This is a genomic window from Rahnella ecdela (genome assembly GCF_019049625.1).
Taxonomy (GTDB): Bacteria; Pseudomonadota; Gammaproteobacteria; order Enterobacterales; family Enterobacteriaceae; genus Rahnella; species Rahnella ecdela.
Genome location: NZ_JAFMOY010000125.1, coordinates 49,532 through 62,788, shown reverse-complemented (window position 1 = coordinate 62,788; position 13,257 = coordinate 49,532). Strand labels below are relative to the sequence as shown.

Here is a 13,257-nt window from a genome sequence, read left to right as displayed (position 1 = left end):
TCTTGCCGTCTTTACTGAAAGAATTTTTACCCTATTCCGGGTGCCCGACAAGATTGCATTATCCGAAAAACTTCGAAAATGCGCCTGATGCTGATGGTTAGACCAAAAAGCAACCACGCCAGCTTGTAAATTGCTCAGCCACCACGGTTAAATTTTGCCTTGAACCCTAACTCAACGACGCTTTAATAAGCTGAAAATTGATTAAGGCTAACCCTCTTAAAACAATCAATATTAATATGTAAAACGACGAGCAATCTTGAGTTATATAGCCTAGCGCAATGTGTATGACAACGCAGCATTAATCCTAAACTTTTATAGGTGAAATTCTGATCCATGCCCTTGAATGATTAGATATCAACCAGACTTTAACAATTCGATAAAGTGCAATAATCATTATTACTTTGCATGTCCAGGTTACAGCTTAGAGATCTCGGTTGAATGTCCTAAGACATGGCGTTAAAGGCTTTATTTGTCAATCCGACCAGAATGGATGAATATTTACAGGGCTGATAAATATGTAACCATCTATTTTTATTAAATAAAAAAGCACCATAGCAGGTGCTTTTTTAGAGCTGATTCAAGAATTACTCTTCAGCAAACTCTTTCAGCCATGCCTTAAACGCCTCACCCTGTGAGTTATGGCGAATACCGTATTCTACGAAGGCTTTCATGTAACCGAGTTTGTCACCACAGTCATGTGAACGGCCGGTCATGGAGAAAGCTTCTACAGTTTGCTTTTTCATCAGCATAGCGATGGCATCGGTCAGCTGGATTTCGTTACCCGCACCGTATGGCGTAACTGCCAACAGCGGCCAGATAGCTTCTGAAAGTACATAACGACCGACAACCGCGAGATTGGAAGGTGCATCTTTCAGATCTGGTTTTTCAACGATCGCTGTCATTGGCGCGCTTTCGCCCGGCTCAACTTCCACACCGTTGCAGTTAACGATACCGTATTTAGAAACGTCTTTTTCCGGCACTTCTTCAACCATAACCTGGCTGTTGCCCGTTTCCTGGAAACGGCGAAGCATCGCTGCAAGGTTATCTTTACGCAGATCGCTTGTGGAATCATCCATCAGAACGTCAGGCAGAATAACCGCGAAAGGCGAGTTGCCGATCAGAGGTTTTGCGCACAGAACTGCATGACCCAGACCTTTTGACTGGCCCTGACGCACGTTCATGATCGTCACGCCTTTCGGACAGATCGACTGCACTTCTTCCAGCAACTGGCGCTTAACGCGGGATTCCAGCATGCTTTCCAGTTCGAATGAAGTATCGAAGTGGTTTTCGATCGCATTTTTAGAAGAATGCGTGACCAGAATGATTTCTTTGATGCCCGCTGCAGCACACTCATTAACGATGTACTGGATCAAAGGCTTATCGACGATAGGAAGCATTTCTTTTGGAATGGCTTTCGTCGCTGGCAACATACGTGTGCCCAGACCGGCAACAGGGATAACAGCTTTTAACATTGTAAAGGATACTCCTTGAAACCTATTGGTGTGTAAATCCAGTCAGTTAGAATTCAAACATGTCAGGGAATTCACCGGACTGAAATTGTAAATACAAATTATTTCCCGCTACGCTATTTCTTCCCTGAGTATAGTCCCTGTCATTTACTTTAGGGAGACCCTACTGCGGACTTTAGGACTTCAGCACGATTCTCTGTATTTGATTACGATACCAGTAAGCCGCACGAAACGGTAAGGTAAAGACCTAATTTTAGGAATGTTAAACCTATTCGGCGATTTTATAATCATAAATTGCTGCTTTCGAAAACACCCGGCGCTGTCGGGCTCTCATTGCCCCGGATCCGCCCTTCCCCCTGCATGCGGTTTTGCCTAGCCCACTGTTTTAGATTTGAAATTTCATCTCCTGACGCCCATTATTCAACGTGCGGCAAACGCCGCGTAACTAAAGGTGAAAACGCTATATGGAATGGATCGCCGATCCGTCGATTTGGGCCGGGCTGGCTACCCTGGTAATTCTCGAAATTGTTCTGGGGATAGACAATCTTATCTTTATCGCCATTCTGGCGGAGAAACTTCCGCGCAGCCAACGTGATAAAGCCCGCGTCACCGGACTGATGCTGGCGCTCGTCATGCGTTTGCTGCTTCTGGCTTCAATTTCATGGTTGTCGACGCTTACCCATCCTCTCATTACTGTGCTGGGCCACCCGTTCAGCGCACGTGACATGATCATGCTGGTCGGAGGAATATTCCTGCTGTTCAAGGCAACGATGGAATTGAATGAACGTCTTGAGGGTAAGGATGAAGAGCAAAGCCAACAGCAACGCGGCGCCAGATTCTGGCCTGTTGTGGCGCAGATTGTGGTATTGGACGCGGTGTTCTCCCTCGATTCGGTAATTACCGCCGTGGGTATGGTTGATCACCTCGCTGTCATGATGGCCGCGGTGTGTATTGCTATCGGGCTGATGTTGCTGGCCAGTAAGCCGCTGACCCGTTTCGTCAACGCGCACCCGACAATCGTTATCTTGTGTCTTAGTTTCCTGCTGATGATTGGTTTCAGTCTGGTGGCTGAAGGCTTTGGCTATGCCATTCCGAAAGGATATCTGTACGCCGCTATCGGATTCTCGGTCATTATCGAAGGCCTGAACCAACTGGCGCACTTCAACCGTAAACGTTTTTTGTCCTCCCGCCGGTCCCTGCGTGAGCGCACCGCCGAGACTGTTTTACGCGTTCTTCGTGGTAAACATGAAGAAGCCGAGCTGGATGCACATTCCTCGAATATGATTGCAGACAGTGCGGGCGAAGAGGATGCCATCTTCAACCAGCAGGAACGCCATATGATTGAGCGCGTGCTGGGGCTCGGTCAGCGTACCGTCAGCAGCGTGATGACTTCCCGCCACGACGTCGATAATCTTGAACTCAATGATCCGATTGAATTGCTGAAACAGCAGATAGCTGAAAATCAGCACACGCGAATTTTGGTGACAGAAGACAGCTCTACCGATGAGCCGTTAGGCGTGGTGCATGTTGTCGACCTGCTTAAACAGCAGCTTTTGCAAAATGAGTTAGATCTTAAGGCGCTGATCCGCCAGCCGCTGATTTTCCCGGAACAACTTTCCCTGCTGATGGCACTTGAGCAGTTCCGTCTGGCTAAAACTCACTTTGCCTTTGTCGTCGATGAATTCGGTTCGGTTGAGGGTATCGTGACCCTGACTGACGTGATGGAAACGATTGCCGGTAATTTGCCTGAATCGGATGAAACGCCGGATGCACGCCACGATATCTCGCAACAGGAAGACGGCACCTGGATTGCCAACGGTTATATGCCGCTGGAAGATCTGGTGATGTATATCTCTCTGCCGGTTGATGAGAAACGGGAATATCACACGCTGGCGGGGTTACTGATGGAGCATACTCAGAGCATCCCGCAGGTGGGTGCGCAAATCCACATTGATGACTATCTGTTTGAGCCACTCGAGGTCAGCAGTCACCGTATTCTGAAAGTGAAGATCACGCCGCTTAAAACTGAAATGGATGACGATTACGAAGTGTAAACTGATGTTCAGGTAGACAGGAAAACGTAAAACGGGGCGCTGATGAGGCGCCCCGTTTTCATTCAGATATTCAGAGATTATTTATTCAGTAACTTCTGAACATCTTCTTTTTCTTTGCTGTCTTTGCGCTTATCCACCCAGTTCTGAATGGCGCTTCTGGCGCTTTGCTCAATGGTACGCCTCAGGATCTGATCAACTTGTAACTGGTAACCCAGTTGCGCCCACGGCCCGTAGACGCGCAGCGGGATATCGGTGGTTTTCAGCGTATTGATGAGATTGCTGTCGCCTTTCCAGCCACCTGTCACGCGGATCAACAAATTCATGTCAACCTTTTCGCCGGCGAGATCAACAGAGCCATCACCTTTGGCGTAAACCATTGGCGACTGGCCTTCCAGATCATTAAGTTTCAGGGTGCCATTTTTCAGCTGCCCCTGTGCTTTCAGTGTATCAATCTGGCTGTAATGCTCATATTTATCCAGCCCCTGAACGCTGCTGGTATTGCGGCTTACCGCCTGCTGGATCAGTTGCTGAATATTAAGGCCATTCAGATGCGCGTTAGTCATAGCCAGTTCAGCATCTCCCTGCCAGTTACGCGCAAAATCTTCTGCTGAGAGCCCTTTACCGCTCACGTCACCTTTCATAGAGAAGCTGCCCGTCAGCGCTTTCGGCAATCCATACGCGGTCAGCAGATCAGCAAGTTCAATGTTATTCACATCCGGCGTCATGTGAACCAGAATGTTTTTACCCGTCACATCCATATCGCCAGGCAGGGAAAAGCTTCCCGCCCCGAGATTGCCGCTGAAGGTCGGCAATACAACTTTGCCCTGCCGGTTATCGGCATTCAGTGCCAGATTTTTGATCTTCATCCCGCGATAGGTTAAATCAGCCACTTTCAGTGCCAGATGCGCATTGAACGTCTGCAAACTACTCAGGCCATTCGGCTGTTCATCAACATCACGGGCAATGACCGGTGCGGAAGTGATTGACTGAGTACTCTGAGCCGCCTGTTCGTATGTTTTGGGCTGCCAGCCGGAAAGTGCATCCAGATCCAGTTTATCCGCGTTTAAATTGAGCTGATAATTACCGATATCGCCGCCCATCGTGGCAGATGCGGTACCTGAAATCTGATTATCATTTGCGGTCAGCGCCAGCTGTGTGAGCGCAAGTGAATCATTATCACGCTGATAGCTGGCCTGCATCGAGCCATTGCCCTGAACGCCTTTGACCGGAATGTCAGCGCCACTCAGCTGATAAGTAAATTTACTGACATTGGCCGACACCGCCTGCGGATAGTGCTGCATATCCACTTGCGCATTCATCGTAAACGCCAGGTCGCGCTGATTGCGATTTATACGGCTCGAAAGCTGAATGGTGGCCTGACGGTTGTCGTTTTTATCAATTTCCATATTGATATCACGTACGTTTATCTGGTCATCATCGCCGCGCTGCCAGATAAGCAGACTGTCCGCAATACTGACTTTATCGATATCGAATTTCCAGCCCGCCTCAAGTTCAGAGGCTCCGGGCGCGACAGGCGTTGGCGTTGCAGGCGCCACCGGCGCATCCGGCTGATTCTCTTCAGTTTCAGGTGTCAGGCGTATCACTGCGTTTTTCAGCAGGACCTGTTTCACCGCCAGCTGATGAGAAATAAGAGGCCAGAGTTTAACGTCCAGCCGCATGTTTTCTGCACTGACAACCGGCTCTTTAGCACCCGGCGCGGTGAGCGACGTCTGACCGGCAATGATGCTCAGCTGTGGCCAGACATGCCAGCGCAATGAGCCGTTGATGGCCAGCTGATATCCGCTTTTCACCTCAACCCGTTCCACCATGTACTGGCGGAAATCATTCGGGTTGATCAGAAACACCAGCGAAGTCATGCCGGCAATGATAACCACCAGTAAAATCACCAGTGTTGTCAGTAGTCTTCTCATGCCTTCCTCACGTTTTTATCCGTAATGCGGATAAAAAACAGAATCAGTCTTCATCAATACGACTGGCAATTGCGCTTTGCTGGTCGCGGTATTTCGCATCCTGACGGCTATTATAGGGACGCGCAGCAGAACCGGATAATGGCTCAAAGCTCAGCGCACCAATCAGCATTCCGGGACGAAGTGCCAGCGGGAGCTTACCTGAATTATAGAACTCGAGAACAATCCGCCCTTTCCAGCCCGGATCAATACGATGTGCGGTGACATGCACCATCAGCCCGAGACGCGCCAGTGAAGAACGCCCGTCCAGCCAGCCGACTAAATCATCAGGAATGGTCACAGACTCAAACGTCACTGCCAGCGCCAGTTCGCCAGGATGCAGGAAGAATGCTTCGCCTTCCGGCAAAACAATCTCATCACTCATCACTTTATCCAGCGCGGCGCTGACTTCATCCTTCGGGCCACTCAGGTCGATATAACCGGCGTTATGGCCGAGGAAAACGCGAAAACCGTTACCCAGACGCACATCTACCGTCGCACCGTTAATCCGTTCAACCGGCGGACGGGGTGAAATGCCCAGTTTGCCACTGTCGAGCCAGGCTTCTATATCTCGGTCGCAAAGTCTCATCGTATCTCCGGTATGGTTTTTACGGATTGTTCCGCGATTAATTGAAGAACTGGCTGATTTTCGCCTTCAGAATATCAATCGCAATCCGGTTTTTGCCGCCACGCGGCACAATGATGTCTGCGTATTGTTTTGAGGGTTCGATAAATTGCAGGAACATCGGACGGACTGTCTTCTGATATTGCGCCATGACGGAATCCATTGAACGACCACGTTCATTGACGTCACGTTTCATACGACGCATCAGGCAAATATCCAGCGGTGTATCAACGAAAATGGAGAAATTCATTTCCTGACGCAAACGCACGTCGGTCAGAAGCAGGATCCCTTCCAGAATGATCACTTTCTTCGGTTTAAGCGTCACCGTTTCAGCCAGACGGGTATGTTCAATGAAGCTGTAGCTCGGCAATTCAATCGCCTGGCCAGACTTCATTGCCTGCAAATGCTGGAACAGTAAATTATGGTCCATCGCACTTGGATGGTCGTAGTTGGTTTTGACCCGCTCTTCCATGGTCATGTGGCTTTGGTCTTTATAGTAGCAATCTTCCGGGATTACCCCGATGTGCTCATCACCGACCTGATCACGAAGTTCACGGTATAACGTACTGGCGATGAGGCTTTTTCCCGAAGCAGATGCGCCAGCGATACCCACGATGACACACTGATGGAATTTGTCAGACATAAAATTAAAGACCTGATTTGGAAGTTGGAAGGCAAGCACAGACATGTGCTTTTAACGCGCCAATTATAAGTACAAGACACTACCTGATGCCAGCGTTAAGGCGGTGTAATCGCTGACATCAGGCAATAAATCGCGGAGTTGGGAGATTAAACGGCCCGGAATGCAATTTCTGTCGGGATAGCGTCACCCTTCCAGAACAGTTGTGACGCAATTTTTGCCGCCAGTTCGCGGTAAATAACAGTGAACTCACTGTCCGGATTGGAGACGACCGTCGGTTCACCGCGATCTAAATCTTCGCGCAGCGAAATATGCAGCGGCAATTGCGCCAGCAATTCGCAGCGGTATTTCTCAGCCAGACGCTGCGCCCCACCAGTGCCAAAAATGGGCTCGTGATGTCCGCAGTTGCTGCACACGTGCATGCTCATGTTCTCGACAATGCCCAGAACCGGCACATGCACTTTTTCAAACATGACGATGCCTTTCATGGCATCCAGCAACGCAATGTCCTGCGGCGTTGTCACCACCACCGCGCCTGTTACCGGGATATTCTGCGACAATGTCAGCTGAATATCCCCGGTGCCCGGCGGCAGGTCGATGACTAGATAATCGAGATCAGGCCACAGCGTGTCCGAAAGCATCTGCATCAGCGCTTTGCTGGCCATCGGCCCGCGCCACACCATGGCATTTTCGTCGGTGACCAGATAACCAATGGAGTTGGTCGCCAGCCCGTGCGCCATAATCGGCGACATATGCACGCCATCCGGCGATGTCGGACGCTCTTCCTCAGTCCCCAGCATATTCGGCACCGACGGGCCATAAATATCGGCATCCAAAATACCGACTTTTCCGCCCTCAGCAGCCAGCGCCAGCGCCAGATTCACAGCGGTTGTCGATTTCCCGACCCCACCCTTACCGGAGCTGACAGCCAGAATATTGCGTACACCTTTAATACCCGGTTGATCGTTGGCACGTTTCATGGTGGCGATATCATGACGCAGGTTCCACTGAATGGCCGACGCGCCGGTGACCCGCAGCAATTCTCCGCTGGTTTCATCTTTGAGCACATCGAAACCGCTGTTCCAGGCAAACGGCAGCGTCAGGTCAATATGTAAAACGTCGTCCATCAGCACGCAATGGTGCAATGCTTTAATGGAAGGCAAATCTTTTTGTAATGTGGAATGGCGGAAGGTGGCCAGTACGCCGGTCACTAGTGCGCGCAGCCCTGCGGGTGTGGTCTGCTGTGGGGATTGAGATGTCATCCCGGCTCCTTGAAACTGGTTATCAGACTATTTATCTACTCATAAGCATAACAGAACACACGTAAGGAGATCCCCCCGTTTGTTTACGCGGGGCGGCGCTTTCGGTTAACATCAATGCCCCTGATTTCAACTACAGAAAGCAAGCTCTTACTATGGCTCAAGTCGCGAAAAAAATTTTGGTAACCTGTGCACTTCCGTACGCCAACGGATCCATCCATCTCGGTCACATGCTCGAGCACATCCAGGCTGACGTCTGGGTCCGTTACCAGCGAATGCGCGGCAATGAAGTGCATTTCATCTGTGCGGACGATGCGCACGGCACACCGATCATGCTCAAAGCGCAGCAGCTCGGTATCAAGCCGGAAGAGATGATTGCCGAAATGAGTCAGGAGCATCAGAAAGATTTCGCCGGCTTCGGTATCAGCTACGACAACTATCACTCCACGCACAGCGATGAAAACCGTGAGCTGTCCGAGCTGATTTATGGTCGTCTGAAAGAAAACGGCTTCATCAAGAACCGCACCATTTCTCAGCTGTACGATCCGGAGAAAGGCATGTTCCTGCCTGACCGTTTCGTCAAAGGCACCTGCCCGAAATGTAAATCACCCGATCAGTACGGCGATAACTGTGAAGTTTGTGGCGCAACCTATAGCCCGACTGAACTGATCGACCCGAAATCTGTGGTTTCCGGCGCGACGCCTGTGCTGCGTGATTCCGAGCACTACTTCTTCGACCTGCCGGAGTTCAGCGCGATGTTACAGGCATGGACCCGTTCCGGCGCGCTGCAGGAGCAGGTAGCGAACAAAATGCAGGAATGGTTCGAGCACGGTCTGCAACAGTGGGATATCTCCCGCGATGCGCCGTATTTCGGCTTTGAAATTCCTGATGCGCCAGGCAAGTATTTCTACGTCTGGCTGGACGCGCCAATCGGTTACATGGGTTCATTCAAAAATCTGTGCGACCGCCGCAGCGATCTGAACTTCGACGAGTTCTGGAAAAAAGATTCCACTACCGAGCTGTATCACTTCATCGGTAAAGACATCGTTTATTTCCACAGCCTGTTCTGGCCGGCCATGCTGGAAGGCAGCGGTTTCCGCAAACCAACCAACCTGTTCGTGCATGGTTATGTCACCGTCAATGGCGCGAAAATGTCCAAATCGCGCGGCACGTTCATCAAAGCCAGCACCTATCTGAACCATCTGGATGCGGATTGCCTGCGTTACTACTACACCGCGAAACTGTCTTCACGCATCGACGATATCGACCTGAATCTTGAAGATTTCGTGCAGCGCGTTAACGCCGACATCGTGAACAAAGTGGTAAACCTGGCTTCCCGTAACGCCGGTTTCATTGCCAAGCGTTTTGACGGCCAACTGGCTGACAAACTGGCCGATGAAGCGCTGTATAAAACCTTCACCGATGCCGCTGAAAGCATCGCTCAGGCGTACGACAGCCGTGAATCAGGCCGTGCGATCCGCGAAATCATGGCGCTTGCCGATCTGGCCAACCGTTATGTTGACGAACAGGCGCCGTGGGTTGTGGCGAAACAGGAAGGCCGCGACGCTGACCTGCAGGCCATCTGCTCAATGGGCATTAACCTTTTCCGCGTACTGATGACCTATCTCAAGCCGGTTCTGCCTTCGCTGTCAGAACGCACCGAAGCGTTCCTGAATACTACTCTGGACTGGGACACTATTGCCCAACCACTATTGTCACATCAGGTGAATCCGTTCAAAGCGCTGTTTAACCGTATCGAACTGGATAAAGTGACCGCGATGGTTGATGCTTCGAAAGAAGACATTGCGGCTGCAAAAGCACCGGCAACAGGTCCGCTGGCTGACTCCCCGATTCAGGAAACCATCACTTTTGATGATTTCGCCAAAGTGGATATGCGTATCGCGCTGATCAAAAGCGCTGATTTCGTGGAAGGTTCGGACAAACTGTTGCGCCTGCAACTGGATCTGGGCGGTGAAACCCGTCAGATTTTCTCCGGCATCCGCTCAGCGTATCCTGATCCGAAAGTGCTGGAAGGCCGCCTGACAATCATGGTCGCTAACCTCGCACCGCGTAAAATGCGCTTCGGCATCTCTGAAGGGATGGTGATGGCCGCGGGTCCGGGCGGAAAAGACATCTTCCTGCTCAGCCCGGATTCCGGTGCACAGCCTGGTATGCAGGTGAAGTAAAACAGTTTTGAGTGACGAAAAGCCCGATGAAAGCATCGGGCTTTTTTTATGATTTTTCGTAACCTTATCGCCGCAAATACCCTATAGATTTCGGGTGTCAGGAAGGCGGCGAGTGAGAAAGTCTCCGGGAGCTTACATCAGTAAGTGACCGGGGCGCACGAGCGCAGCCAACGCATCTGACACACGAAAGATGACGGGTATTTCATTTCGGCCAGTTCGGCCATACGCTGCGTGGATACTCTCTGTCGATATCCGATTTCGCCAGCCCGATATCTTTGAGCTGATCAGCACTGAGCGAATGCAAAATCTTGCGGCTGACGCGGCGCTCATTCCAGCCATGCATCACGGCGAATAACTGTTTTACCCATCCGGCTTTTTTCTGCGGTATCTGTACTGCCTGTTCAGGCATGGCGACTTCTGCGCAAACCACTGTCTCACATCCGGTAAACTGCCGTTCTTCAATGATATTTTTCATATTCTGCTCCCGTTGACGACCTGACATCAGGATCTAACAACGGGCAAAAACATTACAGATTCAGATTTTTTGTATTTCAACCAGACAGATCTGGATCTGATGACAGATTCAGCGGTAGATTGTGTCCATCTGTACTGCTTTCTTTGCGCAGGCGTTGAGGAAAAGATAATGAATCGTTACGAAAATCTGGCAAATGTTCTGAGTGACCGTATTGAACAGGGGCTGTATCCCGCGGGTATCCGTCTGCCTTCGGTGCGGGTTTTAAGCAGTGAACATGGCGTCAGCGTCAGTACCGTTCAGCAGGCGTACCGGGTGCTGGAAGAAAAACAGCTGGTTGAAGCCCGTCCGAAATCCGGGTACTTCGTGAAAGACGCGCGCATTCAGGCGGCTCTTCCGGCAGTTTGCCGCCCGACACAGCGCCCGGTGGATATTTCCCAGTGGGACCAGGTGCTTGAATTGATCACCTCCCCGCACCGTCCGGGTGTAATTCAGTTGGGTCGCGGTTCACCCGATGTGACTGCCGCCACGCTCCGCCCTCTCAGCCGCCTTATGGGGCGCGCCGGACAGCATCAGAATCTCAGCGCGTTTCATTACGACAGTATTTACGGTTCAGAAGACCTGCGCGAACAGATTGCCCGCCTGATGATCGACAGCGGAAGCCATATGGATGCCAGCAATATTCTGATCACCACAGGTTGTCATGAGGCGCTGTCTATCGCCATCCGCTCGGTCTGCGAGCACGGGGACATCGTGGCGGTGGATTCACCGAGTTTTCACGGCGCTATGCAGACGCTGAAAGGTTTTGGTATGAAAGCGCTGGAAATCCCGACCGATCCTGTCACCGGGATCAGTCTGGAAGCTCTTGAGATGGCGCTGGAACAGTGGCCAATCAAAGCGATACAGCTGACACCCAACTGCAATAATCCTCTCGGTTACAACATGCCGGACGATCGTAAGAAAAGTTTGCTGCGCCTGGCGCAACGCTACGATATCGCGATTATCGAAGATGACGTTTACGGCGAACTGGCGTATCAGTATCCCCGCCCGGCCACCATCACGTCTTTCGACGAAGATGGACGCGTTTTGCTGTGCAGCTCGTTTTCCAAAACGCTGGCGCCAGGTTTACGCGTCGGCTGGATTGCGCCGGGCCGTTACCATGACCGCGCCCTGCACATGAAATACATCACCACAGGTGCGTCAGCGACGCTGCCACAAATCGCCATCGCAGATTTCATCAAACAGGGCCATTACCTGCAGCACATGCGCCGTATGCGCAATCAGTACCAGCGAAACCTGTGCACCATGACTGACTGGGTGATGAAATATTTCCCGTGCGGTTCACGCGTCAGCCGTCCGCAGGGAGGTTTTTTGCTGTGGATTGAACTCGACGAACGCGTGGATACACAACGTCTGAACCGGTTGCTGGAAGAACATTTAGTGCAAATTGCTATCGGTTCGATATTCTCTGCATCAGGCAAATACCGCAACTGTCTGCGGATCAATTATGCCCAGACGCTGACGGCGAAAACCGAACGTGCCGTCCAGCAGGTTGGCGTGACCATTGCTCAGATGCTGGAAAATTGCTAAACGCCCATCCGGAGAGACTTTTATCGTGCAGATTGAACCGTTACCGCCACTGAACACGCTGGTGGCTTTTGAATGCGTGGCACGTTATTGCAGTTTTTCGCGGGCGGCCGACGAGCTGAATCTGACGCAAAGTGCCATCAGCCGCCAGATTATTCAGCTCGAAGAGATGCTCGGCTGTAAGCTTTTCCAGCGCGCCCAGCGTAAAACCACGCTGACGCCGCGCGGCGAAACCTATGCACAACAGGTGCGAAAATGGCTGGGAGATATTTCGCAATCCACGGCTGAAGTCATGGGCTGGAACGGCCTGCCGCAGGTCACGCTGGCCTGCACCAGCGCCATGAGCGGCCTGTGGCTTTCGTCACGTCTCTCCTCTTTGCGCCAGCTGTTGCCTGATTTGCAAATCCGCATGAAAATCTCCGACAGCTTTTCGGACCTCAAGTCATCAGAATTTGATCTGGCTATTTTCTATCTGTGTGAGCCGCCGCCCGGTTATCACGTACAGGCGTTGTTCGATGAAGTCTGCTATCCGATGTGTTCACCGGAATTTCTCAACCGGCTGCCGCCGGATGCCAGTGCTGCCGATTTGCTCGAACATACATTGCTTATCCAGGACGATCCGCAACGTGAATGGACTGGCTGGCGCGACTGGTTTGCCTCACAGGATGTCAGTTTCGTGACGCCGCGCAGAACCTGGCGCGCCAATAACTATCCGTTTCTGGTGCAGTCGGCGGTGCTGGGGGATGGAATTCTGCTGGGCTGGGAAGGACTGGTGCAGGATTACGTCAACAGTGGCCAGCTGGTTGCCGCGCATCCCGGCAAACTGGCTGCCGCCGGTAAATGCTACATGCTGACACCACAGGACCGGTTCCTTAAACCAGTGGTACACAAAGTCATTAACTGGCTTAAACAGCCTTAAAGTGAATAAATTTACCAGGCCAGATATCTGGTCTGGTAATGCTAATTCAGCATAACTGACGAGATGGATATCACATTAT

10 protein-coding genes are annotated in these 13,257 nt (G+C 51.3%); 4 read left to right on the top strand and 6 right to left on the bottom strand.

Annotated elements, in window-relative coordinates; all coding sequences use genetic code 11:
• Positions 1-584: 584 nt before the first annotated feature.
• Positions 585-1,472 (bottom strand): UTP--glucose-1-phosphate uridylyltransferase GalU, encoded by an 888-nt coding sequence (galU, locus tag J1784_RS11940; RefSeq protein ID WP_120133516.1) that lies wholly within the window; start codon positions 1,470-1,472, stop codon positions 585-587.
• Between the two features lie 461 nt (positions 1,473-1,933).
• Here galU and J1784_RS11935 point away from each other — a divergent pair, with 461 nt between their 5' ends.
• Entirely contained in the window at positions 1,934-3,523 is a 1,590-nt protein-coding gene (locus J1784_RS11935) for a TerC family protein (protein ID WP_217149399.1), read from the top strand.
• Between the two features lie 77 nt (positions 3,524-3,600).
• On the opposite strand, the gene asmA is transcribed toward J1784_RS11935, so the two are convergent.
• The 4 genes from asmA to apbC all read right to left on the bottom strand — a co-directional run bounded on the left by asmA (position 3,601) and on the right by apbC (position 8,017).
• On the bottom strand, positions 3,601-5,454 hold the full coding sequence (gene asmA / locus J1784_RS11930) for an outer membrane assembly protein AsmA (RefSeq protein WP_217149398.1): 1,854 nt from the start codon (positions 5,452-5,454) through the stop codon (positions 3,601-3,603).
• A 43-nt stretch (positions 5,455-5,497) separates the two neighbouring features.
• On the bottom strand, positions 5,498-6,079 hold the full coding sequence (dcd, locus tag J1784_RS11925; RefSeq protein ID WP_217149397.1) for a dCTP deaminase: 582 nt from the start codon (positions 6,077-6,079) through the stop codon (positions 5,498-5,500).
• A 37-nt stretch (positions 6,080-6,116) separates the two neighbouring features.
• Positions 6,117-6,758, bottom strand: coding sequence for a uridine kinase (gene udk, locus J1784_RS11920; RefSeq protein ID WP_120506638.1), 642 nt, complete (start codon positions 6,756-6,758; stop codon positions 6,117-6,119).
• 146 nt (positions 6,759-6,904) lie between these two features.
• Positions 6,905-8,017 carry an iron-sulfur cluster carrier protein ApbC gene (gene apbC, locus J1784_RS11915; RefSeq protein WP_217149396.1) on the bottom strand — a complete coding sequence of 371 codons (1,113 nt, stop codon included), beginning with the start codon at positions 8,015-8,017 and terminating at the stop codon, positions 6,905-6,907.
• Positions 8,018-8,127: 110 nt separating this feature from the next.
• Here apbC and metG point away from each other — a divergent pair, with 110 nt between their 5' ends.
• Positions 8,128-10,200 carry a methionine--tRNA ligase gene (gene metG, locus J1784_RS11910; RefSeq protein ID WP_338019907.1) on the top strand — a complete coding sequence of 691 codons (2,073 nt, stop codon included), beginning with the start codon at positions 8,128-8,130 and terminating at the stop codon, positions 10,198-10,200.
• A gap of 202 nt (positions 10,201-10,402) precedes the next feature.
• Here metG and J1784_RS11905 read toward each other — a convergent pair whose 3' ends face one another.
• Positions 10,403-10,675, bottom strand: coding sequence for a DUF1127 domain-containing protein (locus J1784_RS11905; protein WP_217149394.1), 273 nt, complete (start codon positions 10,673-10,675; stop codon positions 10,403-10,405).
• A gap of 168 nt (positions 10,676-10,843) precedes the next feature.
• Between J1784_RS11905 and J1784_RS11900 the strand changes: the two genes are divergently transcribed.
• Positions 10,844-12,262 carry an aminotransferase-like domain-containing protein gene (locus tag J1784_RS11900; RefSeq protein WP_217149393.1) on the top strand — a complete coding sequence of 473 codons (1,419 nt, stop codon included), beginning with the start codon at positions 10,844-10,846 and terminating at the stop codon, positions 12,260-12,262.
• 25 nt (positions 12,263-12,287) lie between these two features.
• Positions 12,288-13,178 (top strand): LysR substrate-binding domain-containing protein, encoded by an 891-nt coding sequence (locus J1784_RS11895; RefSeq protein WP_217149392.1) that lies wholly within the window; start codon positions 12,288-12,290, stop codon positions 13,176-13,178.
• Positions 13,179-13,257 lie beyond the last annotated feature (79 nt).

What these genes read in the sequence shown, in the direction of transcription:
- galU (WP_120133516.1), bottom strand. Translation starts at nt 1,472, where the DNA reads ATGTTAAAAGCTGTTATCCCTGTTGCCGGTCTGGGCACACGTATGTTG.
- J1784_RS11935 (WP_217149399.1), top strand. Translation starts at nt 1,934, where the DNA reads ATGGAATGGATCGCCGATCCGTCGATTTGGGCCGGGCTGGCTACCCTG.
- asmA (WP_217149398.1), bottom strand. Translation starts at nt 5,454, where the DNA reads ATGAGAAGACTACTGACAACACTGGTGATTTTACTGGTGGTTATCATT.
- dcd (WP_217149397.1), bottom strand. Translation starts at nt 6,079, where the DNA reads ATGAGACTTTGCGACCGAGATATAGAAGCCTGGCTCGACAGTGGCAAA.
- udk (WP_120506638.1), bottom strand. Translation starts at nt 6,758, where the DNA reads ATGTCTGACAAATTCCATCAGTGTGTCATCGTGGGTATCGCTGGCGCA.
- apbC (WP_217149396.1), bottom strand. Translation starts at nt 8,017, where the DNA reads ATGACATCTCAATCCCCACAGCAGACCACACCCGCAGGGCTGCGCGCA.
- J1784_RS11905 (WP_217149394.1), bottom strand. Translation starts at nt 10,675, where the DNA reads ATGAAAAATATCATTGAAGAACGGCAGTTTACCGGATGTGAGACAGTG.
- J1784_RS11900 (WP_217149393.1), top strand. Translation starts at nt 10,844, where the DNA reads ATGAATCGTTACGAAAATCTGGCAAATGTTCTGAGTGACCGTATTGAA.